Consider the following 25,591-nt stretch of genomic DNA (forward strand, 5'->3'; position numbering starts at 1 on the left):
GTTTCCTGTTATTAGTGATGTGCATATGTTGAAGAGTGGTACAACCGATCTGCAAAAGTTGGGTAGCGCATTGCATCAATTGAATGAGTTGGTGCCAAAACAAGATGCTCTTGTTGTTGTTGGGGATTTAACAGAAAATGGATTTACGGAAGAGTATGATCGCTTTGTGGCTCTTTATAATGCAAAAAAACAAACGCAGGCCGCTTCTTTGTTTGCGATAGGAAATCATGACTATTGGAATGGTTTATCTGTAACAGATGCCCAAAAACTGTTTTTAAAGAAAATGGGGATGGAGTCTATTTTCTACCATAAGGTAATCAAAGGGTTTCATTTCATAGTTCTTGGCACTGAAAATGGAAAGACAGAAGGATACTTTTCAGAACAACAAATTGCGTGGTTAGGGGAGCAACTGCAGCAGGCGAAACAAGATGATCCTAAGAAACCGATATTTGTGTTTCTGCATCAGCCTATCAAAAATACAGTATACGGGAGTGAATGGGGATTCGAAGTTAACAGAGAGTTACTGTATAACACTCTAAAAGAATATCCGCAAGTAATTACGTTTTCCGGTCACACACATTATCCATTGGATGAACCAAGAGCAATCCATCAAAAGGATTTTACCTCTGTTGCAACAGCTTCTCTAAAAAATATGTGGGTAGAGGCTGGGTATCTTCAAGGAGAATTACCTAAAGGATCCGAAACCTTTAGTCAGGGTCTAATTGTAGAGGTTCATGGAAACAAAGTGAACATTCATCGTCGTGACTTTAATCAAAATAATTGGATAGGCGAGCCATGGGTAATTGACTATCCCGCTAAAAAAAATACATTTAAATATGCAGAAATGAGAGAGCAAGTAAAACCTCATTTCCCTAAAGGAGCAAGCATTACGGTTCTTGACACAACTAGTACTGAGATGAATGTCATGTTTACTCAGGCAAATGATAATTTACTGGTACATTCTTATAAAGTAGTGGCGAAGAACAAACAAACAGGACAAATAGCGAAAGAGTTTCGGGCTTTCTCAGAATTCTACAAAGATCCTATACCCAACCCATTCGTTCTGCCAGTTAAGGGATTGCAGCCAGGTATAAGTTATGATATCGAAGTATATGCGATAGATTCATTTGGTAATATGAGTAAAACATTCTTGAAAATAGAGGGAAAAACAAAAGCATTAGCTACTCTCTAATATAACTTTAGCTTTCAGGAGAAATACAAGAGGACAACCTGATGGAAAACAAACCGTGAAATCGGCGTACCATTTTTACATATATGGGAACAGGTGCTGCAGCCCTTGCAGCCGTAACTTCTGGTTTACTATTTTAAGAGAGACAGCCAATATAGAAACTGAGAGTTTGTTACGTTTTAGACCGAAGAAAAAAGGAATTAAATTTTAAGGAGGATACACAATGTTTCAAAATATTGGGATGCCTGGATTGATATTGATTTTAGTCATTGCCCTCATCATATTTGGACCATCTAAGTTGCCCGAAATTGGACGTGCTTTTGGCAGCACATTAAGAGAATTTAAAAACTCTACAAAAGATTTGATTTCTCCAGATGAGAAAGAAGAAAAGACACAATCCAAATAATTTTTTAGGAAGATGTAAGCAACAAGCTTGCATCTTCCTCTTGTTTTTACAAGTATTCCATCTGAAGAATGAGTACTCCCATATCCCAAATGTTTTGATAAAGAAAGGCGATGTTGAAAATTAAGTCTGGTGTAAAATATAAAGTAGTACCTATAAACAATTGGGCAACTGCAGATCATGTATCTTTAATAGCTAAGTGATATTTAGAAATAAAAGGAAGAGTGGCAATTAATGTTCTCTCTTTTTTCTTGTAAGGAAGTTTCCATTTTATTTCCGTAAAATGTCTTAGCCTGGGTTTTAGGTTTAGAAGTATCGTTTTTGCATGTGACTATATAATTTAGACAGTTTCATTTTTAATGGGCTCTTTTATTCAATTTTCGCGAAAATATTCAGTCGCCCTTTATAATGTTGTGATTTTTAACTAGGCGTAATTCTTGTACAAGGAATTGTGTCTTTTTTAGTTACATTAGTTATTTACCATTTATGGCAAGATTCCTTTTTGATACAAAGTAGAAGATATAACTACCTAAAATTAATGATATTTTAGCTAGAGGTAATTGTATAAATGTTAAATTACTTAGACAAACTAGAATGTTCAAATATGTAAAAGGGAAGGAAAGATGCAGAATGACAAAGGTATTATACATCACAGCTCATCCGAATGATGAAACTCAATCTTACAGTATGGCCGTTGGAAAAACATTTATTGAAACTTATAAAGAAGTAAATCCTAGCCATGAAATTGTGAATATTGACCTTTATAAAGAAAATATTCCTGAAATTGATGTGGATGTTTTCAGTGGTTGGGGAAAACTTCAATCTGGAAAGGGATTTGAAGAACTTTCGTCGGAAGAGAAAACTAAAGTTGGTCGACTCTCAGAATTATGTGAGCAATTCATTGTTGCCGATAAATATATATTTGTAACACCATTATGGAATTTTTCATTCCCACCAGTATTAAAAGCATATATTGATTCTGTTTCTGTTGCAGGAAAAACATTTAAATATACCGACAAAGGTCCAGTTGGCCTTTTAACTGACAAGAAAGCATTGCATATTCAAGCTCGTGGTGGTATTTATTCCGAAGGACCAGCAGCTGAAATGGAAATGGGACACCGATATCTAAATATCATAATGCAATTCTTCGGAGTTCCTTCATTTGAAGGATTATTCGTTGAAGGACATGCTGCAATGCCTGATAAAGCACAAGAAATTAAAGAAAATGCTATTACAAGAGCAAAAGATTTAGCTTCTACTTTTTAATTACCATAGAATCAACAACTTGTTGGCTTTTTTTATGTAGATTTATACTTAAAGCTATCAGACCTTCAACAATCAGGTGCTTTAGTTGAAGAAGCATTAAACAAACTAGATGCCTGAATTAACATAAAGAACCTATTTTGAATTTCAATATTTTTTCAAAATAGGTTCTATTATTAGTCGGAAATCCAGACTGGAATGTTAAATGTGATCAACTTTTATTTTAGATTTTTAAAAAGAGGGTTTAGTCCAATACTGTTTTGGCTTAGAAAAAAACGTAAAATAGTTAATTAACATCCTAAATATAAAAAGGAGTAGGGAGTTTTCCTTACTCCTTTTTTGCATGAAAAGATTTCCCCTGCAGAGAGACTATTCTTAATAAATTGAAGATAGGTATCAGTCGTGAAAAGGTCAAGACGTAGTGCTTGTTGCAATGACAGTTAAAAGATAAAAAAATTCTGCAAATCATAGTATCCTTGTTAATTACAGAATAGCAGTGAAAATTTGGTTAAATAATTTCTAGCTATATTACATAATATATAGGTCAAACAATCTCTCAAGGGCGTTCACATGTTAACTATGTAAAATAAGAATTGGAATAGTCCTTAAGGTACTCTAAGACTCAACACAAAAAATAGTCGGTAGGTTATGTACTAATAAAAACTTAATTGAACTGAAATTTTGTTAAATAGCTCTACGAACGTTTAAAGGATAGGAAAACACCAAGGAAGGGTTGAAATAATTGAAGACAATAATTAAATGGTCAGGAGAAATGGCTTTTTCTGGATCTACTCCGTCAGGACATGTAATAAAAATGGATGTCGCTAAAGTCTTTAGTTTTCTATATTATCTTGTTATTATAGAAGTAGCTATTAGAAAAATCATAGGAGTGAAGGACAATGAGTGTACATAAAGCCCTTTCTTTACATGCCCAAAAACAAAATCAACTTTTTACTGAATTTTCGCTTTTAGACCAACAACGTGAAGATTATATTCAAGGAGCTATTGAATTATGTAAAGCTGAAAAGGATTTTACAACAGACCAAATTAATCAAATCACTATGCAAATCAATGTTCTTGCAAATCAAAGGTTTATACCTACTCGTAAATTAGTTACCCCAGACATGGTTCGTTCATATGTGGAGTCATTGAAGTAAACTAATTTACAGATCTTAGATGTAAGAAAAAGCACCGAACATCGGTGCGAGCCTGACACTCATTATATAGATGAGTGTTTTTTTATACACGAATTTTAAACTACCAATTAAGATAGATGGCATATAGAAATATTTTTAGTTGTTTAGTTGGAATGATATTAAGAGGGATATAGAGTTATTAGATACTGTTGAATTCACCTAAAATGGTGGACACTTAAAAAGGTCCGATTTGGGTTTTTTAAATAGTAATAAATCAGGAATGATGAAAATAGAAAAACTATGGCATCATGAATAACATAGCTAGTTCAATTGTTTGTTCTTCGCTTTAAAAGCATGATTCTTTAAGGCACATGTAGGCGTGGCAAGAGTAAACCACCTTTCGATGATTGCGTAGTCCTTAGAAGGTCTGCTAAAGAAAAACCGAGTAAATGTTAGATTGAGGACATATGTCCTTTCCAAACTACGTGAATCTATCATTTAATATAGAGAGCAATCTAAATGGGTGAGTGAAAAATGAGAGGAAGTTTCTTCGCGTTTTTAGGAAGTGCCTTTATTACTTTGCAAGAAGTAGTTAATTAGCGGATGATTCAAGATATAAGAACTTGGTAAACTGCAACGATTACCTAATTGGGATTCGTGATAACACTATTTTAGCAGTGCTCCTTGCCCGGCTCAGTTTGATCTTTGGCATTGATTGTAATGGCGGTTCGGTGAAATCAAGCAGCAGATGAAGCTACCGCAGTTTATCGGTATTGAGTATGTTGGTAGCTAGCGTTGTGATATTAGTGCTTAAATAGTAGAACTTTTTCAGAAATGGAATGAATGAGGGGGAAGAGGCGGAAGCGATTCATGAAGCAAACCGAAGATAGACAGCAACTCAATTACTATTTGCATGCTCATCAAATAGAATCTATATTTAACGCTCCATTAATAGCCCAGTTGTCGTTGTATAGCTTTGATCAGGGAGAGATTATTTGTGCACAAGGAGAGCCATCACAGTATCTCTATATACTTGTGAAGGGGAAAATTAAAATTTATACCACCTCTTTGGAAGGTAAGAAATTGATTCTTTCTTTTAAGACACCACTTGAATTGATTGGGGATATTGAATACGTACAAGGTATTGATATTATCAATACGGTTGAGGCCGTCTCGTCTGTTAACATGATTGGAATTCATTATGATTCGTTAGGAAAATACGGAAGTGATTATACACCGTTTCTACAATTTTTACTCAAAACCATTACAAGAAAATTTTGTATTAAATCTAACTCTTTGAGCTTTAATTTGATGTATCCAGTAGAAATACGATTAGCAAGTTATTTATTGTCCATATCTTTTGATGAATCAGATGCTCATTTTAAAGGCCGTCTCAGTACAAATAGTTTAAGAGATGTAGCGGATTTAATCGGGACGAGCTATAGACATCTCAATCGAGTTATCCAACACCTATGTACAGAGGGTTTGATTGAACGTAACAAGGAGTTCATCCATGTTAAAAATCGAGAAGGATTGAGTGACCTAGCCAATCACAATATTTATGAATGAATTAGAATAGAATCATTAAATTGGGGAGTAGAGGTTATTATTGTAGGACTAACATTTGCACTGATCGTAGGTTTGTTAGTCAGTTCGCAAAATATAATGAATAGTAAAGCGAATGAAAATATAGGCTCTTGGGCTGCAACGACACTTGTATTAGGAATGGAATCTTTCCCTTTGCTGATGATTGGTCTCATCGTTGAAGGATATTTGCTTTGCAAAATATGAAGCCCTGGTACTGGTTCAGTGTCTTAACCGGAGTAGGTGTCTTCATCAGTATAATGAGGGCCATCAAGTTGCTTGGTCCCAGATATGCTAGCTCAATTTTGTAAATTACATACGTAGGAATGGAGAAGGAATTGTGAAAAAATATCAGACATTATTATTTGATGTAGATGATACACTATTGGATTTTGGCGCAGCAGAAAAATTAGCTTTGCGCTTGCTTTTCGAGGATCAAAATATCCACTTAACTCCTGAAATCGAAGCACAATATAAAAAAATAAACCAAGATCTCTGGAAGTCCTTTGAAAAAGGAATAATAGATCGTGATACGGTAGTGAATACTCGCCATTCACGTTTATTTAAGGAATACGGTCGAGAAGTTGATGGAGTATTAATGGAAAAGAACTATCGTAGCTATTTAGAAGAGGGGCATCAGCTTGTTAATGGGGCCTTTGAATTGATAGCCGATCTGCAAAATAAATATGACTTATATATTGTTACTAATGGTGTTTCCAAGACCCAGTATAAACGCTTACGTGATTCAGGATTATTTCCGCTATTTAAGGATATTTTCGTTTCAGAGGATACTGGTTTTCAAAAGCCCATGAAGGAATATTTCGATTATGTCTTTGCGCGAATTCCTAATTTCTCGATGGAAAAAGCATTAATCATCGGAGACTCCTTAAGTGCGGATATTAAAGGCGGACAGCAAACTGCTATAGATACATGTTGGCTCAACCCTAAACTGGAACCTAATGAAACTAAAATTGTTCCAACATATCAAATACAAAAGCTTGAAGAGCTGTATTGCATTTTAAACGTAGAAAAAGAATCAACAGCTGTTAGTCAGTACTGTTCCTGACTATCGCATTATCTTTGTTAACAGCTTTAATAAAATGATCAATTTTTTTATGAAATCTATATTAATTAGCAAGAAAAGAACCATTTTGATCTAACTTTGATTAAAATGGTTTCTTTTTGTATCTTGAAAAACATGAGTGTTAGATGTTTTTAATCAAACTTTTTTAGAACAACAAGGGTTTAATAAAGGGCTGTTGATGCGACTCTTTTCTATTGGAGACAAATAGGCAGGTTTAATTGAACATCAAAATGCAAACTTAATTAATCAACTGATAAATTAAACCTATCGATATTTATAAATATTATTAAATTTCATTATGCAAATTCAGGATATAAAATTTAGTAGAAAGGTAATTAGACTGGAGGAAAAAATATGAAAGTTTTGATTCGCATTTACATATTATCGATAATGCGTTACAAACCCTTGGTGAAAACTTTGTTGGTGTAACTCAATTGCCATACAATACATCAGATGATGAAATCATTAAACTTAAGGAACTTGGTGTGAAAGCTATTCGATTCAATGTAAATCGTGGAGGTTCCGAGGATATATCACGTTTAGATTACTTAGCGAGAAGAGTTTATGAATTAGTAAATTGGCATACAGAGCTATACATTGATTCTAACTCTTTAACAGAGATAACAACGATAGTAGAAAAGCTTACTTCGGTTTCGATAGATCATCTTGGTTTATCAAAAAGCGGTTTTACGAATCTTTTATCTTTAGTTGATAAAGGTGTAAGAGTAAAAGCAACTGGTTTCGGAAGAATTGATTTTGATGATGAAGAAGCAATTCGGACTATATACTCTACAAACCCAGATGCATTGATGTTCGGAACAGATTTACCCTCAACAAGGGCTAATAGGCCTTTTTGATATTCAGATATAGAGCTGATAAATAATATACTTGAGGAAGAAGAAGCTAAAAAAGTTCTTTATAAAAATGCACTTAATTGGTATTTAAAAATATCAGTATAGGAGTTGGTGAAATGGCCTTAACGCTATTACAAATTGATTAATTACTGCACAGTCCGTCTATTATATGCATTTTAAGAGAAGTGACTTGTTCAACTAATGAGTGCTTGAGTTTAATAATGAGGTTGTCTGCGGTAGCCTTTTATTTTGTTGAGCTAAATGGGAAGGAAATTTGAGTAAGAAAACGTTATAATATATGTAAATGAAATTCTAAGGGTTTGGTTTAATGAGAGGAGAAATCATGGAGGGATCCTATATGTTTAAATCAATTGATGAATACATTTTACAATTTCCTCATGAGGTTCAGGAAAAACTTAAAAGGTTAAGAAAAGTTATAAAAGAATCAGCACCAGATGCAGAAGAAAAGATAAGTTATCAAATGCCTACCTTTGTTTTACATGGGAATCTGGTACATTTCAGTCGCCTATAAAAAACATATAGGATTTTATCCAACTTCTAGCGGAATCGCCGCTTTTGAACATGAATTTTCGGAATATAAAAGTTCAAAAGGGGCAGTTCAGTTTCCTCTAGAAAAGCCGATGCCGTATGAATTAATAAGCGAGATAGTTAAATTTAGAGTTGCTGAGAATATAAAGAAAGCTGAAGGCAGATTGAAAAAGAAAAAATAATTTCATTCAAATTCTGTTGATTATAAATTCTTATTCAAGTAACGGGACAGTTTAGTCACATAACAAAATTTAATAAGAATACTTCTTTTTTGTTCTGTTATTCATACTTTTTCATAAATTGTTCAAGCAGAAGAAAATCATAATCTAGAAGTGAAAGTAAATTATCAAATACTTCTATATGGGGCAGGCTAGAAACAGGTGCATTTCTTATGCTACTAATTGGGCAGATTTATATAACAAAAAATGTAGGTACTTAACTTTATTTGTTCATCAAATACGGAATTAAAAGAGAAGCATAGCAAAACTTGGCTTAAATCTTACATTTGGTATATTCATTAAGTAGTTATATGCTTAAAAACAAAAGTATAATGCTCAAACGAAAAAAATATCAATATTAACCTAACTAGTAGAAATGGAGAGAAGCAAATGATTAATAAAGTCGGTCAAATTATGTTATATGTAAATAACCAAGATGAGACATTGAAATTTTGGACAGAAAAAGTAGGGTTTACCGTAGTTTCTGAAGAAGATAACGGCCAAATGAGATGGATTGAAATTGCTCCAACTAAGGAAGCAGAAACAAGTATCATTCTCCACAATAAAGAATTAATTGCAAAAATGCGACCTGAATTAAATCTTAATACACCGTCGTTAATGTTTTACTCGGAAAATCTCGATAAATTATATAAAGACTTTTCGGATAAAAATATCACAGTCGGAGAACTTGTAAGTATGCCATTTGGTAGAGTATTTAACTTTGCTGATAATGAAGAAAATTACTTTGCGGTTATGGAAAAAAAGTAAATCATATACAAATGAAAACGGATTCAGAAATATCCTTGACAGAAGACTTAAGTTCCCATATGATTAAGGTAACATAAAACGGACAACAAAATAGCAATACTAATTGGGTATGTGACTAAGTGAATCCCCACAAAAGTTGACAGATAGCTGTCGATTCTTTGTGGGGATTTTTGTTCGTTTATTTTATAGAAATGGGGAGATTACATGCCAAAAACAAGGAGAATGGCAAACATATTTGCAGAAGATGGGAAGTCAATCACATTGGCTCTTGATGGTTATTATTTCTCGACGAATACCAGGGGAATTGATGACACAATTGCCGAATTGCCAAAGATGATTGAAAATGGCCTTGATGCAGTACTTGTCACGTATGGTATGGCAAAGACTTACGCCAATTCACTTGCAGATGTGGGCATGCTCGTTCGTGCTGATTTATCGACGGGAGTGTTCGATTCAAGTGTACCAAATACAACTGGTTTGATAGTCGTTGAGGATGCACTGAAGCTTGGTGCAGACGGCATTATTTCAATGACGTTTCCTGGTGCAGCTAACGAAGCAGCCTCACATCAAATTGCCTGGCACCTAGCTCGTGATGCCGATAAATGGAACATGCCATTTATGTGTGAGACATTGCCTTACGGATACGCTGTTACGAATGAGGATTCCAATAATCCGGGAGTGATAGCCACTGGGGCACGTCTTGGTACAGAGCTTGGAGCTGATATTATCAAGACACGTTTTTCAGGGGAAGCAGGAGATTCAGAAATCGTAAAGATGGCTCAAAGGCCTGTTCTTGCCTTGGGAGGACCAAAAACCGAACATATACTAGATTATTTCAAATTCGTAAAACACTGCATGGATGTTGGTGCAAAAGGGGTAGCCGTTGGTCGCAATATTACGCAAAATGAAAAGCCAGCGGGTGTGGTAGCCGCGCTGAATGTAATCATTCACGGGAAAGGTACAGCAGAAGAGGCGTATGAAACATACAGAGCATACTGAAACCATGCAGCACATACAATGTGTAAGAACATGACTTGACACTTTTTTAGGAACATTTTACAATTGAAGGTTGTAAGCGCTATATTAAAAGGGTGGTCGAGATGTTTTCAGATAAGACAGTTATTCCATCAACAAGACAATTAAAAGATTTGGACAGTGCGCTCTCAAGTAAGTCGGAGTACGTATTGTTATCAGAAGCACATATCGGCAATTTAAAGGAATTGACGAAACGGTGTCATCAAGCAGGTAAGAAAGTGTTAGTACACTTAGATTTGATTGAAGGATTAACGAAGGATGCAAAGGGTGTTAAGTGGTTAAAGGAAATGTTCAAGGTTGATGGGGTCATTTCACCGAACCAACGTGTATTAAACACAGCTATGAAGCTTGATTTACTGGCAATTTACCGCGTGTTCCTACTTGATTCTCGTTCTCTTGAACAAGCTTTGAAATCTTTGGAGAATATTAACTTTGATGGAGTTGAGGTTTTACCGGGTCCTTTCGCGATTCATTACGTTAACCAAATTCAGTCAATAATACCAAACACTCATTTACTTGCGGGTGGTTTCCTTGATTCAAAAGTAAAGATTGAAACCGTCTTTCGCGCTGGATTTTCAGCTGTGACGACGAGTCAAAAAGAACTTTGGTAAACAAATACAACAAAATAGCAAGAATGGGTATGAGACCATGGAGAGTCCCCACAAAGTTGACAGAGTTTAAGCTGTCGTTCTTTGTGGTTTTTTTGTTTTAAAAAGAAGGAAAAAGGGGGAGTTTGCATGGAAATGATTAATTGGGTGATCAATTTAGGTCCGTCGGTGATGATGCCGATAATTTTTTTTATCATGGCGCTCTGTTTTCGAGTGACAATTGGCCGTGCCTTTAAAGCAGCCATGCTTGTAGGTATTGGATTTGTCGGTATTAGCTTAATTATCACACTTCTTCTTGAAAGCATGGGACCAGCTGCTGAAGCAATGGTTTCCCGATTTGATTTGCAATTGACAGTCATCGACCCTGGGTGGCCTGTAGCAGCGGCGATAGGCTGGGGGACGCCTATCGTTCCATTTGCCGTAGCGGGGATCATTCTTTTAAATATCATTCTACTATTCTTGAAAGTAACAAAAACTGTTAATATTGATATATTTAACTTCTGGGTCTTCATGGTTACAGGTGCACTTATTTATAGTATGACAGATAGTATATGGATTGCGACCTTGGCAGCACTGATTCACTTTGTCATTGTCTTGATTATTGGTGATTTGACTGCTCCACGTATTCAGTCTGACTTTAATTTAAAGGGTGTATCTTTTCCACATGGGACGACCGCCGTGTTTGTTCCGTTTGGGATAGCCATCAACTGGATCATTGAACGCATACCCTGGTTGCGCGATGTGAAGGCGGACCCTGAATCAATTACAAAGAAATTCGGTGTGTTCGGCGAACCATTAACACTAGGAGCGATTATCGGCGTCTTGCTTGGGATTCTTGCTGGCTTTGACATTGGATCAGTTATGACGCTAGGGGTGACCGTTGGTGCGGTCATGGTACTTTTACCTAAAATGGTTGACGTCCTTGTCGAAGGTTTATCAATCATACGGGAAGCAGCGGAAGCTTTCTTGAAGAGAAGGTTTCCAAACCGTGAATTTTACATCGCTATGGATACAGCGCTACTCATTGCCCATCCGGCAGTTCTGGCAACTGGACTTTTAATGATACCAACTGCGCTTGTGCTCGCAGTAATCCTTCCAGGTAATCGTTTATTGCCATTCACGGATTTGGCATCGCTTTCATTTCTATTTGCGATGTGTTCACCATTCCTTAAACATAATATGGTCCGCCTTTATATTACTGGAATCGTCATCATGACTATGGTTCTCTACATTGGGACGGATATCTCGGGCGCATTTACAGAAGCTGCAAAATTGGCTAATGTCGCCTTTCCAGACAATATTAGCAACACTACTGAACTCGCTAACTTAGTCGGTGGAGCTTCGACTCCGCTTGGATGGTTACTGATTAAAATCGCGTCATTCTTTGCATAGGGAGGAACGATAATGGAGAATTATTTACTGGGAATTGATAATGGTGGCACAGTCACAAAAGCAGCCTTATACACACTGTCTGGAAAAGAAGTGGAGATTGCCTCGCAAAAGACAAAAATGATAATGCCAAAGCCATTTCATACGGAACGGGATATCGATGAGCTATGGGAAGCAAACGTCAAGGTAATTAAAGAAGTGTTGAGGAAATCGGCGATAGATGCAGGGCAAATTGTTGGTATATCCATTACCGGTCACGGTAACGGTCTTTATTTAGCGACAAAAGACGGAGGGTCTCCTTATAACGGAATCATCTCTACTGATAATCGGGCGAAGAAGTATATAGATGAATGGTATGCAGATCCTCGCTTCGAGACTGAAGTACTTCCTAAGACTATGCAATCTGTTTGGGCGGGTCAGCCAGTAGCATTGCTAGCTTGGTTGCAAGACCATGAGCAAGAAGTAATTGATCAGTCTGATTATATATTCATGGTTAAGGATTTTCTGCGCTTTAAATTGACAGGAGAAGCATACTTGGAGTTGACCGATATTTCTGGCACGAGCTTATTGAATGTGAGAGATCAATGTTTTGATGAGGAATTACTTGACTTCTTCGGGTTACAAAAGATTTTGACTAAGCTTCCCCCACTTAAACAATCTACTGATGTGTGCGGATACATCACAAAAGAAGCTGCGGAAGCGACTGGGCTAAAAGAAGGAACTCCACTTGCTGGAGGGCTTTTTGATATTGCCGCGTCAGCCATTGCATCCGGTCTTGTGGAAGAAAATAAGCTATGTATCGTCGCTGGAACATGGAGCATTAATGAGTACATCACAAAAAAGCCAGTCATTGATAAAGATTTGTTCATGACGTCAATTTACTGTTTGCCTGATTACTGGCTCACAACTGAAGCGAGTCCAACATCAGCGAGCAATCTTGAATGGTTTATTGATAAGTTCATGGTTGGAGAAAAGTTTGAGTATGAGAATCAAGGGAGGTCCGTGTACGATCTTTGCAATGAATTGGTGGCTTCAACAGGACCGGAGGACAGTAATTTGCTCTTTTTCCCTTTCTTATTCGGGTCGAACACGGTACCAAATGCCACTTCTTGTTTTATTGGCATGAATAGTTGGCATAAGCAGGAGCATTTCGTTCGTGCCGTATACGAAGGAATCGTGTTCGGCCATATGTATCATATTGAGCGATTGCTTAAATATGGTGATAAACCAGTCTCCTCTCGCATTGCCGGGGGAGTAACAAAATTAGATGTATGGCTTCAAATGTTCGCTGATTCCTTGCAGATCCCCCTTGAAATTGTTGAAGTAAAAGAACACGGTACGCTTGGAACCGTAATGTGTGCCGCTGTTATGAATGGACAATATGGTTCAATTAAAGAAGCGGCTATTAAAATGGTGAATGTCGACCGTATTATTAAACCGAATCTGGATAAAGCAAAAGTGTATGCTGAAAAGTACAATAGGTATAAAGAAACTCTGGAGCATATGGAAAAAATGTGGAAGGTAGGTATATAATGCTATGGACTTAGGTATTCAAGGAAAAACTGCAATCATCACGGGTGGCTCACGAGGGGTAGGTCGTGAAACCGCCCTCTCCTTAGCGCATGAAGGTGCTAACATCGTCTTAACGTACCAGGGCAATCAAAAAAAAGCACAAGAAGTGGTTGAGGAGATTAAGTCGCTTGGCTGCAAAGCAGTCTCCTTTCAAGTAAACTTAGCCAATGCTGATGCAGCTGTTGAGCTAATTCATAAGAGCATCGAGCATTTTGGTGAAGTGGATTTGCTCATCAATAATGCTGGGGTGTGGCCAACGAGCTATGTGAAGGATATGAGCTTAGCGGAATGGAATGAAACGATCGAAATCAATTTGACTAGCGTTTTTCTGACGTGTCAAACATTTGCCAATCATTGCCTTGAACGAAACAAACGTGGCAAAATCTTAAACATCACGTCGCAAGCTGCGTTTCATGGATCGACGACTGGACACGCTCATTACGCTGCAAGCAAGGCGGGGATGGTCGGGTTTACGATTTCGCTCGCTCGTGAAATAGCGAAGAATGGTATAAATGTCAATAACCTTGCATTAGGTATTGTTGAGACCGACATGATCAGAGAATCACTTGAGAAGAATGAAGACTATTACGTCAATCGTATTCCACTTGGGCGAGTTGCTACAGCGAAAGAAATCGCTGACATTGCTATCTTCCTAGTTTCCGAAAAAGCAAACTACATTACGGGAGCGACGCTAGACGCCACAGGCGGCATGTTAATGCGCTAAAAGTAAAGAAAAATGATGATAAGGAGTGTTCAACGGTGAGATGCTTAGCGATTGCTGATTTATTTATTACAAAAGATATGATGGTACAGGGCTTGAAAAAATTAGTTGAAGCTGGAATAGAAGTAACTGTCCGCGAGTGGATACATGAGAATTTAGAACAGCTGCAAAAAGACAATTTAACTATCGAAAATGGAGGGAGCGAAGTCGTGGAGTTACCCGACACTTTGTTTGAGGACATCGAGACATTTGATATCGTCATTACGCAATTTGCCCCTATAAATACTAAATTAATCCTTGCTGCTAGCAACTTGAAGTTGATAGGTGTCCTGCGTGGTGGTACGGAGAATGTCAATGAGGATCTGGCGAAAGACAGAAACATTGAAGTCATCAATACTCCTGGGCGCAACGCCCGTAGTGTAGCTGAATTTACAGTCGGTTTAATTCTATCAGAAATTCGTAACATAGCTCGTTCTCACGCCTCTTTAAAACAAGGCAAATGGCGCAAGGACTTTCCTAACGGAGCGTTCGTGCCAGAACTCGAAGAAAGAACGATCGGTCTAATTGGATTTGGGAACATCGGTCAACTCGTTGGACGTTTCTTAAACGGATTCGATGCACGAATCATATACTATGACCCGTATTATAAAGGTCAAAACGACTTCGAACAAGTTGACCTTAACACATTACTTGCACAGTCCGACGTCGTTTCGATGCATGGACGATTAACAGAAGAGACAAAAGATATGATCCGTTACCAGCACTTCCAACAAATGAAGGACACGGCTATAATCGTTAATACAGCGAGGTCCGGCCTCATTAAGGAAGACGATCTCATTCAAGCGTTGCAAAATAATGAAATTGCAGGAGCAGCTATCGACACCTTTGACCATGAGCCATTGGGGAACAACAGTCCATTCCTGCAACTCGACAATGTGACAATCACATCTCATATGGCTGGAAGTACAAATGATGCCTTTCGAAACACCCCGAAGAAATTGGCGGAACGGCTGCTGGAGTGGGATAAGAAGAAATCATAAAGCTTTATTTATAAAAAAGAGCCCCGGTAATTTGACGGGGTTCTATGTCTGGAAAAAAATGAGTACCATCTTTTCACTGAAATCAATCGTTCGATATTTAGCAAGGTCGCCATCCATTGTTTAACGTACTTTTTTTGGATCGAATGAATCGGTATGAAACCCAACTTCTAATAATACATCATCTAAACATTCTTCATAATCTTGATGATTACCATGTAAATATCTTTTAATAATATCGTTGAGTAAGCCGCCGTATGTTTGAATCAGAAACGTAATGCTTTTCTCATTACGTTCCTATTATTATATTAGCTCATCACGAATATTAGGAAAATACACCCTATGCCTTTTTTGGTATTCCATTGCTTTTGTAGGTGAAGTGTATTCTAAACATTAATGGAATTTATTGATATTTAAGTACTAGATGTAGTTGATGCTGTATGGTTCGTTCCATAAGTTCCACTTGTTTCCTAAGAAAATAGCTGTTGATAGACTATTCATGGCTACCCTCTGAAAATTTCGTATATAAAATTACTTTTTCATCTGTGTTGATAGCCTATTTTTTTACCAGCTGTATGAAAAGAAAACGTAATATTTTAGTTAACGACGGACGATAAGAGGTATTCTTTTGTCTACAAACTGGGCAGCCGTCTTAAGTAACGGCTGCTTCTTTCTACAAATACCACTACTAAACCATCTATATTTCCCATATAATTGAAATACACTATGTATAGAGGTGAATTTATGGACTCTTCCTCGTTTTATTCTATTGTGATCATAATTGCTGTATTGGTCTTATGGCGTAGAACCAGAGCAATGTATCGTCCTATTAAGGGAAACGGGACCCGCATTCTCTTACCCATACTATTTTTGTTATTACCCTTTATTCTCGTCATTTTAAATCCAACAGCACATGTCGCTGGTTGGGAATGGGTTTGTGCAGGTATCTTTGGGTTCCTTTTGTCAATTCCACTTATTTGGACCACTAACTATGAACTCCGATCTGATCAGCATATTTATGCTGTAAAAAGCAAAAGCTTTATCATTACCTTTCTCATCGTACTTATTTTCCGGTTTTTGCTTCGTGATTATTTAAAATGGCTAGGTCCAGAAACAGAAGCATCACTATTTATGACTGTAGCACTAGGATATATCTTACCTTGGAGAATTATCTCTTTCATCAAATTTCGCCAGCTATACAAAAGTCGAATCCAAACTAGCGACAACATTGACTTTCGATAATACTGATTATGTGAATGGAAAGTCTCTTCAGAACTTGAAATAGATTCTATAGAGTAGACATAAATAAGGGCTCCCTGTTGGTATTATCTTCTTTAAGTAGACAGTGTAACATCCATGTATATACATGGATATTACACTATTACTTGGAGGGGATTTTTCTATTTTTCCTTATTTTGTAGAGATAGATAAACAACTAATATTAAAATAAGGAGTCCACCAACAATCTGCAAAAATCCAAATGGTAACTGCAACCAAAGAATACTACTGACAACAGCTGTTAATGGCTCAACTGTGCCAAGTAAAGTCGTTTCCTTCGCCGTTAAGTATTCTAAGCTTTTGATAAACATCCAAAAAGCGAGTGCTGTGCCAAAGAGGATTGTAAACCCTAACGCGATATAAATGGAAGCGGACCAATTTGTAGCTTCGATTGCCCAAATAGGATGTACAAAATTCATAATAATTCCGGCAAGTAACATAGCCCAACCAACAACAATAACGGATGAAAAGGACTCCAATAACGAACGTGCATAGAGTGTGTAAAAAGCTAATGATAGTCCTGAAATTACGCCCCAAATAACAGCTGATAAGGGTACAGATAAATTATTAAATGATCCATTGGTTAATAATAAAAAAGTACCAAGGAGTGTCAAACTAATGGCCAAAAGATCGGAACCTGTTAATTTTTGAATCCCCTTTACAATGAAATAAAAAATAATAAAAATCGGTGCTAAGTATTGTAGTAATGTAGCTATTGCAGCATTGCCGAGAGCGATGGAAACCATGTAAGAATATTGAACAAGTAACATGCCGAACAGACTGAAGGTGATTAACCGATTCCGACTGGTCGGCTCCCTCCAAATTTGAAAAAGATGCTTACGATTACTGCTCACTAATTGGCTACTAAGTAAGAGAATCCCCCCAATTAAGAGTCGTGTTGTCACAAACCAATCCACATCGATATTACCAGATTGAAAAAGATGCTGCGCGACTGTCCCACCAACTCCCCAAAAACTAGCGCCAAAAATGACATAGAAAATTCCTATTAAACGATTTTGTTTATTCATATAATCACCTATCAATATTAAGATATAATCAATATATAGAATATTAAGATCTATAAATAGCGAATTAATCTCTAAAAATATAAGAATATTGAGGTGATTAAGTGCAAATCTACAACATTTCTATTAATTCACAGTACCAAGAACTTGTACAATACAAAGATCCACAATGGCCAGTCATTTTCTATCATACTAATATTCGGAAAAATATTGTTGGCTATATTCCACTTCATTGGCATGAGGAGCTACAGTTTGTCGTTGTAACAGGTGGTCATGTATGCTTTCAAATTCATGGTGAAGAAATTAATTTAAATGAAGGAGAAGGGATTTTTATTAATTCAGGAGTAATTCATGAAGCACATGCCGATTCATGTGAGGGACGTTATATTTGTTGGAATGTAGGTGTGCATTTAGCCAGTTCGTATATTGAAAAGAAGTATATAGGGTTCCTTATTCAAAATGAAAAAGTTCCTTTTATCCCTTTTTCACCTAGTATCAATTGGCAAAATGACATTATGGAAGCAATCAAAAAAGGATTTGTCGCGTATGAGAACAAATCATTTGGATGTGAATTAGTGATTACACAACAGTACCTTTTCTGTATTGAGCGTCTGGTCACGAACATCGTACCTAATCATGGGCAGAAAAAAGTAGTTTACGATCCAAGAGTAAAAGAAATATTACGATATATGCATCATCATTATGGAAGTAAAATCACACTAGATGATGTCGCAAATGTTGCTTATTTAAGTAGAGCTGAAACCAATCGTCTTTTTAAAAAGCATCTGGGCCGAACACCTTTTCAGTATTTATTGTCTTACCGCTTAGATAGAAGTAAAGAGCTTTTAGTTCGAACAACAAGTTCTATTACAGAAATCTCTTTAGAAGTAGGTTTTTCAAGTACTAGCTATTTTATCGAAAAGTTTAAAACTGCATTTGGCATGACTCCGAATAAATTTCGTCTAGTTGAAAAAAAATTTTAAAGCCTTTTGGCAAGTTGCTTCATCCAAAGAGATATTGTTTTTTTTATTAATGGATCAGAAAATGATGAAAGTGGTTTAGGGTACGGTCATACCAGTTAGTTTCAAGATTATTCAGATCAAACCTTGCTATTTTTGATTGTTAAAGGATTTTCCAACCGAAAATCCTTTTTTCATTGCGGATAAGCGCCATTATGTGATCTAGATACTATTTTCATTTTCCCTTAATCTTCAAATAACAGGGAAGGATACTTTAATTAATATGTCAAATATAAGTATTATAAGGAGTTGAATTAAAATGAATTACGAAAAAATTGGCTCGGCTAGTGGAATAGTACTAGCTGTAAGTAAAAGTAATAAACACACATTTAGTAAGGATAATTGCAGTAGTATAAAACTTTTGAAAGGTTTGGGAGTCGAAGGAGATGCCCATTTAGGTAAAACAGTTAAGCATCGTTCACGTGTAGCAAGTAACCCAAATCAACCTAACCTGCGACAAGTTCATCTAATCCACTCAGAATTATTAGATGAGTTGAAAGATAGCTTTAATGTTACAGCTGGTCAAATGGGTGAAAATATCACCACACAAGGTATCGATCTGCTTGGTTTACCGAGGGATACCTTTCTATATATTGGGGAAACAGCAGTTATTAAAGTAACAGGCTTACGAAATCCAGGTGTCCAAATAGATCAATTTAAATCAGGTCTTATGAAAGCAGTTTTAGAACGTGATAAGCAGGGGCACTTGATACGGAAAGCAGGAATAATGAGCATAGTTATGGAAAGTGGTGAGGTTCACCCCGGAGACCCGGTTAGAATACAATTACCTCCTTTACCTCATATACCTCTTGAAAGGGTGTAATGTTTTCATTTGAACCTCTTTTTTGTTTGAAAAGTATTTAAGAATATAAGATTATTATCCATTCTATCCCCGGAACGACAGCAGAACTTTAAACCCTTATTTAACTGCCGATAGTCCTGAGTATTGTTTAATTAATGGTGCTTCAGCCTCTATTTCATATCTTCCAGCTGCTACTGATCACGAATCGGCTACAGCTTATATTTTGATGTTATGATGTTAGAATGGGTCACTGAATAAAATATTGTTCAAATTTAGTCAGCTGGCCTTGGTCCAGCGTCTATTCGAGAGTTTTCTACAGTCATGATCGGTCGAATGGTTATGTCTCCATTGACAAAAATTTGACAGGATAAACGCAAATGATCTTCCATTCCTTTTTCCTCAAAAGCCTTTTTTTCTTTATGTGTTACCTCAAAAAAATCACCTGCCAATATTTCTACTCTGCAAGTCGTACATTTTGCTTTCCCTCCACATCGATGGAGAATATTAATGTCGTTATCTTCTAGAGCTAATACTAACTTTTTACCCATTTCAACTTCAAAAGTTCCTTGGTCAAATACAGTTACGTAAGGCATCTTATACCACCTCATATATATAATATCTTCCAATTGGTCTTTAACATATTTATTGTCTTACCTTGCCCTTATGACATAATAAAATGTAAAGTCATTCCTGATTGATGTAAAAAGATGAATGAAGAAATGGAAAACTCGTTTTGCTTTCATTAATGAATAATAACTCTCTTGAAGACAAACTTTAAGTACATTAATAAATCTAGATTGAACAAGATGTAAACCGATATAAATAAATAAAAATCTAGATTGAACTTTTTGCGTTCAATGATGATTATCGCAAAAAAGAGAGTGAAAAAATAGAAGGGAGGTGCGTGTCTGTGAATAATGGTAATTGCGATTTTTCACCAATGAAACAAATATTAAAAGAGGATATTCGCCAAGTAATAACTGAATTACAGAATAACTTAGAAGCAATGGATAATGAAAACTATTGTCTTCTTGGAAATTTTGAAAAAATCAAAGAAAATTTTGTCTACATTGACATGAAAGCTGCAACTTTTTATTTAAACTGTTATTTGTCTCCGTTTACGGACAAATATCCCGAATTATCAATTTGTGTACAAAATATGTCGAATCTGAGACATGGTGGCTTAATTGTGATTCAACGGGAAGATTCTCTTGAGTCTTTGATTCAACCAGGAATTTCAATTGGAGCAGAATTAACCCATTCTTTATTGGAATCAATTTTTTTCCCTGGAAATCCACTACATGATGGTGCTGTACTGGTTACTCTTAATCATATTGATTCCGCAGCAAATGTCCTTCCACTTTCAGACAGATCATCAGGGGGTAAAAAACTTGGAACACGCCATCGTGCTGCTTTAGGTTTAACTGAACGAAGTGATGCTCTTGTACTGGTAGTATCTGAGGAAACAGGTAGAGTTTCATTTGCCTTAAATGGGAACCTGTACCCAATTACTAATCATGGGTCTCTATAGATAAGAATTTCTAAAATCATATTTTTTATTAATTACAGTCGCACTATATATAAATACAGTAACCACCTTTGGTGTTATCCTAGCTTATATTGGATACACAATTGGTCTCGCATTTTATTGAAATTCTGAACGCTTACTCAATTAACGGGCGCTTTAACGGGGGAAGGATCACAGAAATCATCAAAATTTTTAATAAAAGAATGATTCAAATGAATATATTAAGAGCGTGTTTTTGATTAAAATCTTTTTCAAAACACGCTCTTTCTTTTTTCGTTTATAAAGGTTAATAGTATTAATTTGAGCAAACATTATTCAAAAGTTACAAATGCAACAATTTCATTTTTTTGTAAAAAATATAGCTTGAACAATATTGACCAGATAGGTCAACGATAGTACAATTTGATTGACTGATGTGGTCAACCGTAAATTTAGAATGAAAGAAAAGAGGGCTGCCCCTATGTTTTCAAAATTTTTGAACATGGATAAAGAAAAACAAGACCGTATAATAAATGCTGCGATAAAGGAATTTGCCCAGAAGGGATATGACAATGCATCCACCAATGAAATCGTCAAGGAAGCAGGAATATCAAAGGGGTTATTATTTCATTATTTTCAAAATAAAAAGCAATTATATTTATTCTTGTATGAACATATGATCGATATTCTAATGGATAAAATTATGGAAAAAATAAATTGGGAAGAAAAAGACATTTTTGTCCGCTATCGGCAAATCGCATTACTGAAAATTGAAATATATCAAATTTACCCTGAAATGTTAAATTTCGTTAAGTCGATCTATAAAGACTCCTCCCCTGCAGTTAAAATTGATATAAACAGCAGGGGGAAGGAATTGTTCGAAAGTTCCTTTAATAAATTATTTTCCGATATTGATCTTTCTAAATTTAAAAAAGGGATTGATATTAAAAAGGCGATCAACATTATTAATTGGACATTAGAAGGGTTTGCGTATCAAATGCAAGAAAAAGTATCGTCCCTATCCCTGGAGCAAATCGCTAGCGATAAGACAATGGCAGAAATGGAAGAATACTTGGAAATACTAAGGGATTCTTTGTACGAATAAGGTAGTGATCCATCATTTCTAAAATTGGTAATTCCGCATACCGATGAGAAAAAAGGGAGGAATTATAATGAACGTAATAGAAATTAAAAATCTAACCAAAACTTACGGCAAATCAAGAGGAATATCCGATATTAGTTTTAATGTTGAACAGGGTGAAATTTTCGGGTTTATAGGACCGAATGGTGCCGGGAAGTCGACAACGATTCGCACATTATTATCGCTCATTTACCCAACGAGCGGCAGCGCCACTATTTTTGGGAAAGACTGTATTCGTTTTGCTCCAGAAATAAAAAAGGAAATTGGCTATTTACCATCAGAAGTTTTTTACTATGACAATATGAAAGTAAAGGAACTTTTAAATTACTCAGCCAGTTTTTATAAAAAGGATTGTAGTAAGAGAATCAAAGATTTAGCAAAAATAATGGACTTGGATCTCAATAAAAAAATTGATGACCTTTCTTTAGGAAACAAGAAAAAGGTCGGGATTGTTCAAGGGCTTCTCCATGAACCTAAACTTATTATTTTGGATGAACCCACGAGCGGGCTTGACCCATTAATGCAGCAAAAATTTTTTGAACTATTAGAGGAAGAGAATAAAAAAGGTGCTACGATTCTATTTTCGTCGCACATCCTCAGCGAGGTTCAAAGATTATGTAATCGAGTTGCCATCATTAAAGAAGGTAAAATCGTAACGGTAGAAAAGATTAGTACGTTACAGGAGAACAACTATAAAAAGTTTAAAATTGAGACGAAATCTGCCCTAGATAAGAATTATTTCCAAATCGGAGGGGTCAATAAATTAGAGGTTAACAATAACGTAATCAGCTTTTTATTTAGAGGTAATATCAATACAGTGATGAAAAGAATCGCGGAAATTGAAATCGCGAATCTATGGATCGAAGAGCCGGACCTTGAGGAGATATTTATGCATTATTACGAAAAGGAGGCCTAAGAAACTATGAATATCTCTATGAATATCTTTATGCATGATTTGAAGGCTTATCGAAAGTCTACAATCATATGGTCTCTATCGTTAATTGTGATCATCGTTATTTTCATGTCGATGTATTCCTCATTTGCAGAGGATGCAGAGGATTTTAAAAAAATATTGGAAAATTATCCGGCTGCAATAAGAAACGCACTTGGGTTTAATCAAGAAAATTTCTTTACTATTATAGGATTCTATAGCTTCCCATTATCGTTCATTACTCTTTGCGCAGCAATCCAGGCAATGAATCTCGGCACTTCTATTGTCAGCAAGGAAGTCCTTGCAAAAACAGCGGACTTTTTGTTAACGAAGCCTGTTACCCGTACTAAAATTTTGACAGCCAAGTTATTGGCAGCTTTTGTTTCGATTGTCATGACGAATATCGTTTATTTCGCGGCAGCTAGCTTTGTGGCATTACAAGTCAAGACTGATGAGTTTAGCTTGAAAATTTTCTTTTTGCTGTCGCTTACAATTTTTTTCATTCAACTCCTATTCTTAGCCTTGGGGATCATCATTTCTGTTATTGTCCAAAGGATCAAATCCGTGCTGACCGTCTCGCTTGCCACTGTCTTTGTTTTCTACTTTGTGGGAATGTTCAGTGATACGACAGGTGATGAAGTGAAACGTTATATTTCCCCGTTTAAATATTTCGACGCGGCTTATATCATTAAACATTCCAGCTATGAAGCAACATTTTTGATTGTTGGTGCAGTTATTATCATTCTTGCCATAGCAGCTAGTTATGTCGTCTATAACAAGAAGGATATACATGCTGTTTAAGAATGCTTGCTTTACTTGTGGAACGCTATATGGAGGAGTTGGGTCATGAATATATTTTTAAAAGAGATGAAGTATCATCGAAAATCGCTCATATTTTGGAGCATCGGTGTCTTCCTTATGGTGACATCAGGAATGACTAAATATGAAGCATATTCGTCATCGGGGCAATCGATAAATGATTTGATCGCAGATATTCCAAAATCGCTGCGGGCTGTATTGGGTTTCAGTGATTTAGATTTAACGAAGGCCAGCGGCTACTATGGAATGCTTTTTCTCTATTTATTATTAATGGCAACCATTCATGCGGTAATGCTTGGAGCAACCATTATTGCTAAAGAAGAACGGGATAAAACATCCGAGTTTTTATTCGTCAAACCAGTATCTAGAAGTAAAGTCATTACAAATAAGCTATTGGCAGCATTCACTAATATCGTAATCTTTAATCTCGCAACATTCGTTTCGTCCATTATTCTTTTAGGGAAATACAGCGTTGGTGAGGCGGTTAATGGTGAAATAGCCATATTAATGGCGGCAATGTTCTTTTTGCAGGTCTTGTTCATGGTCATCGGCAGCGCACTTGCTGCTGTAAAAAAGAAGCCAAAAACGGCTGCATCTGTAGCGGCTGGAATCCTTTTACTAACGTATTTGTTATCAATCGTTATTGATTTGAATGAGAACCTTGAAGGCTTAAGATATCTTACACCATTTAAATATTTTGAAGCGAAAAATGTAATGTATGGCGGCGGTTTGGATGTAATACTTGTAGTAATTTCACTAATATTGATTCTAACACTTTTGGTCGTAACCTATGTTTTTTATAAAAAAAGAGATTTGAATGTTTAGTACAAAGACCGTAATTTTCGGTCTTTTTTCATGGAAATAAAAAGCAACAATGAAATGTAAAATAGCCTATTAAATAAAACTTTTGAAAGCAAACAGCTAAAAGATTTATAAAAAATTCAACTATTATTACTCAGGATTTGTAAATATTTAAATCCTTGAGCTTTATTCCAGAAAAGGGCGCTTTTATGAAGTAACTAAAGCCTAATAAATAAATAGTGATGGCTGGAGTTAGTATAGTTTCATGAACACATTTTAGTTAAGTCCTTACAATGATAAAAAAATCATATAACGAAGATTCTTTTAAAAGAAATTAGATTCCTATAGATTCCACAGCTACAATGTGTGAGTTACAAGTTACTGATTCAGGGAAACAGAAAAAGGTCATTTATATATGTATGTGGAGACAGTAGCATCCCTAAAGATGAGGATAAACTGCGGCAGTAATAATGAAAAATGCTTTGGACAATACCAAGCGAAGTGTGGTAAATCAAAAACTAAATAAGGTACTTGTTAATATCTACTTTAATATGTTTTCATCTGAATCAATTTTTAAGCCTATTGAATCAGAAGAGCAAGAAGTAAAAAAGTATGAGTAGGTAGGCTCATTTCCATGCACTTGCACATTATATCAATGAGCAAGGATTTACAGGAATGACTTTATAGAAGCACAGTGCACCTACTTGGTCAGCAAAGATAGCCAGAAACTAGCGGAGTTTGCGTCTTTTAATGAAAGTTGTCAAAAGGTAAACGATGATAAAACGTTTTATATTTGTGAGAATTACGTTTGTTACAAGCCGATTACGGATACAGAAATGGCGATCAATTTATTAACCC

General features: G+C 36.0%; 24 protein-coding genes and 2 pseudogenes. 24 read left to right on the plus strand and 2 right to left on the minus strand.

The window, feature by feature from the left end; all coding sequences use genetic code 11:
* Positions 1-25: 25 nt before the first annotated feature.
* The 17 genes and pseudogenes from JFU50_RS24020 (at position 26) to JFU50_RS24100 (ending at position 16,652) form a co-directional block, all read left to right on the plus strand.
* Entirely contained in the window at positions 26-1,192 is a 1,167-nt protein-coding gene (locus JFU50_RS24020; protein ID WP_242489095.1) for a metallophosphoesterase, read from the plus strand.
* Positions 1,193-1,412: 220 nt separating this feature from the next.
* Positions 1,413-1,595: a twin-arginine translocase TatA/TatE family subunit gene (locus JFU50_RS24025; protein WP_201184724.1), complete on the plus strand. Its 183-nt coding sequence runs from the start codon at positions 1,413-1,415 to the stop codon at positions 1,593-1,595.
* Positions 1,596-2,222: 627 nt separating this feature from the next.
* Positions 2,223-2,858, plus strand: a complete 636-nt coding sequence (locus JFU50_RS24030) for an FMN-dependent NADH-azoreductase (protein WP_201184722.1) — start codon at positions 2,223-2,225, stop codon at positions 2,856-2,858.
* A 739-nt stretch (positions 2,859-3,597) separates the two neighbouring features.
* On the plus strand, positions 3,598-3,768 hold the full coding sequence (locus tag JFU50_RS24035; protein WP_201224478.1) for a hypothetical protein: 171 nt from the start codon (positions 3,598-3,600) through the stop codon (positions 3,766-3,768).
* Complete coding sequence (locus JFU50_RS24040) at positions 3,755-4,012, plus strand: DUF2533 family protein (RefSeq protein ID WP_056522882.1); 258 nt, start codon at positions 3,755-3,757, stop codon at positions 4,010-4,012. The genes JFU50_RS24035 and JFU50_RS24040 overlap by 14 nt, the downstream gene beginning before the upstream one ends.
* 849 nt (positions 4,013-4,861) lie before the next feature.
* Entirely contained in the window at positions 4,862-5,560 is a 699-nt protein-coding gene (locus JFU50_RS24045) for a Crp/Fnr family transcriptional regulator (RefSeq protein ID WP_201224480.1), read from the plus strand.
* 355 nt (positions 5,561-5,915) lie between these two features.
* Positions 5,916-6,641 carry a YjjG family noncanonical pyrimidine nucleotidase gene (locus JFU50_RS24050; RefSeq protein WP_201184716.1) on the plus strand — a complete coding sequence of 242 codons (726 nt, stop codon included), beginning with the start codon at positions 5,916-5,918 and terminating at the stop codon, positions 6,639-6,641.
* A 407-nt stretch (positions 6,642-7,048) separates the two neighbouring features.
* Positions 7,049-7,618, plus strand: a pseudogene (locus tag JFU50_RS24055) (amidohydrolase family protein); the annotation flags it as partial.
* A 238-nt stretch (positions 7,619-7,856) separates the two neighbouring features.
* A pseudogene (locus JFU50_RS24060) lies at positions 7,857-8,244 on the plus strand (iron chaperone).
* A 426-nt stretch (positions 8,245-8,670) separates the two neighbouring features.
* Positions 8,671-9,048 carry a VOC family protein gene (locus JFU50_RS24065; protein ID WP_201224482.1) on the plus strand — a complete coding sequence of 126 codons (378 nt, stop codon included), beginning with the start codon at positions 8,671-8,673 and terminating at the stop codon, positions 9,046-9,048.
* Positions 9,049-9,252: 204 nt separating this feature from the next.
* Positions 9,253-10,047: a class I fructose-bisphosphate aldolase gene (locus tag JFU50_RS24070; RefSeq protein WP_201224484.1), complete on the plus strand. Its 795-nt coding sequence runs from the start codon at positions 9,253-9,255 to the stop codon at positions 10,045-10,047.
* 101 nt (positions 10,048-10,148) lie between these two features.
* A complete protein-coding gene (locus JFU50_RS24075; RefSeq protein ID WP_201184710.1) occupies positions 10,149-10,694 on the plus strand; it encodes a glycerol-3-phosphate responsive antiterminator in 546 nt (181 codons plus the stop codon).
* 126 nt (positions 10,695-10,820) lie between these two features.
* The gene (locus JFU50_RS24080; protein ID WP_201224486.1) at positions 10,821-12,083 is read left to right on the plus strand and encodes a PTS galactitol transporter subunit IIC; all 1,263 of its coding nucleotides are present in this window, start codon (positions 10,821-10,823) and stop codon (positions 12,081-12,083) included.
* Between the two features lie 12 nt (positions 12,084-12,095).
* Positions 12,096-13,613: an FGGY-family carbohydrate kinase gene (locus JFU50_RS24085; RefSeq protein ID WP_201224488.1), complete on the plus strand. Its 1,518-nt coding sequence runs from the start codon at positions 12,096-12,098 to the stop codon at positions 13,611-13,613.
* A 4-nt stretch (positions 13,614-13,617) separates the two neighbouring features.
* Positions 13,618-14,376, plus strand: a complete 759-nt coding sequence (locus JFU50_RS24090) for an SDR family NAD(P)-dependent oxidoreductase (protein ID WP_201184705.1) — start codon at positions 13,618-13,620, stop codon at positions 14,374-14,376.
* A gap of 35 nt (positions 14,377-14,411) precedes the next feature.
* Positions 14,412-15,413 (plus strand): NAD(P)-dependent oxidoreductase, encoded by a 1,002-nt coding sequence (locus tag JFU50_RS24095; protein WP_201224490.1) that lies wholly within the window; start codon positions 14,412-14,414, stop codon positions 15,411-15,413.
* 741 nt (positions 15,414-16,154) lie between these two features.
* Entirely contained in the window at positions 16,155-16,652 is a 498-nt protein-coding gene (locus JFU50_RS24100; RefSeq protein WP_201184700.1) for a CcdC protein domain-containing protein, read from the plus strand.
* 158 nt (positions 16,653-16,810) lie between these two features.
* Here the strand turns inward: JFU50_RS24100 and JFU50_RS24105 are convergent, their stop codons facing one another.
* Positions 16,811-17,716 carry a DMT family transporter gene (locus JFU50_RS24105; protein ID WP_201224492.1) on the minus strand — a complete coding sequence of 302 codons (906 nt, stop codon included), beginning with the start codon at positions 17,714-17,716 and terminating at the stop codon, positions 16,811-16,813.
* A gap of 101 nt (positions 17,717-17,817) precedes the next feature.
* Between JFU50_RS24105 and JFU50_RS31815 the strand changes: the two genes are divergently transcribed.
* Together JFU50_RS31815 and JFU50_RS24115 are read left to right on the plus strand one after the other, a co-directional pair.
* Positions 17,818-18,696: a helix-turn-helix domain-containing protein gene (locus tag JFU50_RS31815; protein ID WP_201224494.1), complete on the plus strand. Its 879-nt coding sequence runs from the start codon at positions 17,818-17,820 to the stop codon at positions 18,694-18,696.
* A 295-nt stretch (positions 18,697-18,991) separates the two neighbouring features.
* A complete protein-coding gene (locus JFU50_RS24115) occupies positions 18,992-19,555 on the plus strand; it encodes an MOSC domain-containing protein (RefSeq protein WP_201224497.1) in 564 nt (187 codons plus the stop codon).
* Between the two features lie 251 nt (positions 19,556-19,806).
* Here the strand turns inward: JFU50_RS24115 and JFU50_RS24120 are convergent, their stop codons facing one another.
* Positions 19,807-20,127: a 2Fe-2S iron-sulfur cluster-binding protein gene (locus JFU50_RS24120; protein ID WP_056522869.1), complete on the minus strand. Its 321-nt coding sequence runs from the start codon at positions 20,125-20,127 to the stop codon at positions 19,807-19,809.
* A gap of 317 nt (positions 20,128-20,444) precedes the next feature.
* Between JFU50_RS24120 and cdaS the strand changes: the two genes are divergently transcribed.
* The 5 genes from cdaS to JFU50_RS24145 all read left to right on the plus strand — a co-directional run bounded on the left by cdaS (position 20,445) and on the right by JFU50_RS24145 (position 24,757).
* Positions 20,445-21,065, plus strand: a complete 621-nt coding sequence (cdaS, locus tag JFU50_RS24125) for a sporulation-specific diadenylate cyclase CdaS (RefSeq protein ID WP_082527466.1) — start codon at positions 20,445-20,447, stop codon at positions 21,063-21,065.
* Between the two features lie 457 nt (positions 21,066-21,522).
* Positions 21,523-22,146 (plus strand): TetR/AcrR family transcriptional regulator, encoded by a 624-nt coding sequence (locus JFU50_RS24130; protein WP_201224499.1) that lies wholly within the window; start codon positions 21,523-21,525, stop codon positions 22,144-22,146.
* Positions 22,147-22,213: 67 nt separating this feature from the next.
* Positions 22,214-23,098, plus strand: coding sequence for an ABC transporter ATP-binding protein (locus JFU50_RS24135; protein ID WP_201184690.1), 885 nt, complete (start codon positions 22,214-22,216; stop codon positions 23,096-23,098).
* A gap of 6 nt (positions 23,099-23,104) precedes the next feature.
* On the plus strand, positions 23,105-23,914 hold the full coding sequence (locus tag JFU50_RS24140) for an ABC transporter permease subunit (RefSeq protein ID WP_342366309.1): 810 nt from the start codon (positions 23,105-23,107) through the stop codon (positions 23,912-23,914).
* Positions 23,915-23,959: 45 nt separating this feature from the next.
* The gene (locus JFU50_RS24145) at positions 23,960-24,757 is read left to right on the plus strand and encodes an ABC transporter permease subunit (protein WP_201224501.1); all 798 of its coding nucleotides are present in this window, start codon (positions 23,960-23,962) and stop codon (positions 24,755-24,757) included.
* Positions 24,758-25,591 lie beyond the last annotated feature (834 nt).

This window comes from Peribacillus sp. TH14 (assembly GCF_016651145.1).
Taxonomy (GTDB): Bacteria; Bacillota; Bacilli; order Bacillales; family DSM-1321; genus Peribacillus; species Peribacillus butanolivorans.

Bases quoted from the DNA above. Each gene is read 5' to 3' on its own strand.
- JFU50_RS24080 (WP_201224486.1), top strand. From the start codon at position 10,821: ATGGAAATGATTAATTGGGTGATCAATTTAGGTCCGTCGGTGATGATG.
- JFU50_RS24020 (WP_242489095.1), top strand. From the start codon at position 26: ATGTTGAAGAGTGGTACAACCGATCTGCAAAAGTTGGGTAGCGCATTG.
- JFU50_RS24115 (WP_201224497.1), top strand. From the start codon at position 18,992: ATGAATTACGAAAAAATTGGCTCGGCTAGTGGAATAGTACTAGCTGTA.
- JFU50_RS24130 (WP_201224499.1), top strand. From the start codon at position 21,523: ATGTTTTCAAAATTTTTGAACATGGATAAAGAAAAACAAGACCGTATA.
- JFU50_RS24135 (WP_201184690.1), top strand. From the start codon at position 22,214: ATGAACGTAATAGAAATTAAAAATCTAACCAAAACTTACGGCAAATCA.
- JFU50_RS24065 (WP_201224482.1), top strand. From the start codon at position 8,671: ATGATTAATAAAGTCGGTCAAATTATGTTATATGTAAATAACCAAGAT.
- JFU50_RS24100 (WP_201184700.1), top strand. From the start codon at position 16,155: ATGGACTCTTCCTCGTTTTATTCTATTGTGATCATAATTGCTGTATTG.
- JFU50_RS24025 (WP_201184724.1), top strand. From the start codon at position 1,413: ATGTTTCAAAATATTGGGATGCCTGGATTGATATTGATTTTAGTCATT.
- JFU50_RS24145 (WP_201224501.1), top strand. From the start codon at position 23,960: ATGAATATATTTTTAAAAGAGATGAAGTATCATCGAAAATCGCTCATA.
- JFU50_RS24070 (WP_201224484.1), top strand. From the start codon at position 9,253: ATGCCAAAAACAAGGAGAATGGCAAACATATTTGCAGAAGATGGGAAG.
- JFU50_RS24090 (WP_201184705.1), top strand. From the start codon at position 13,618: ATGGACTTAGGTATTCAAGGAAAAACTGCAATCATCACGGGTGGCTCA.
- JFU50_RS24120 (WP_056522869.1), bottom strand. From the start codon at position 20,127: ATGCCTTACGTAACTGTATTTGACCAAGGAACTTTTGAAGTTGAAATG.
- JFU50_RS24045 (WP_201224480.1), top strand. From the start codon at position 4,862: ATGAAGCAAACCGAAGATAGACAGCAACTCAATTACTATTTGCATGCT.
- JFU50_RS24140 (WP_342366309.1), top strand. From the start codon at position 23,105: ATGAATATCTCTATGAATATCTTTATGCATGATTTGAAGGCTTATCGA.
- JFU50_RS24040 (WP_056522882.1), top strand. From the start codon at position 3,755: ATGAGTGTACATAAAGCCCTTTCTTTACATGCCCAAAAACAAAATCAA.
- JFU50_RS24075 (WP_201184710.1), top strand. From the start codon at position 10,149: ATGTTTTCAGATAAGACAGTTATTCCATCAACAAGACAATTAAAAGAT.
- JFU50_RS24105 (WP_201224492.1), bottom strand. From the start codon at position 17,716: ATGAATAAACAAAATCGTTTAATAGGAATTTTCTATGTCATTTTTGGC.
- JFU50_RS24030 (WP_201184722.1), top strand. From the start codon at position 2,223: ATGACAAAGGTATTATACATCACAGCTCATCCGAATGATGAAACTCAA.
- JFU50_RS24085 (WP_201224488.1), top strand. From the start codon at position 12,096: ATGGAGAATTATTTACTGGGAATTGATAATGGTGGCACAGTCACAAAA.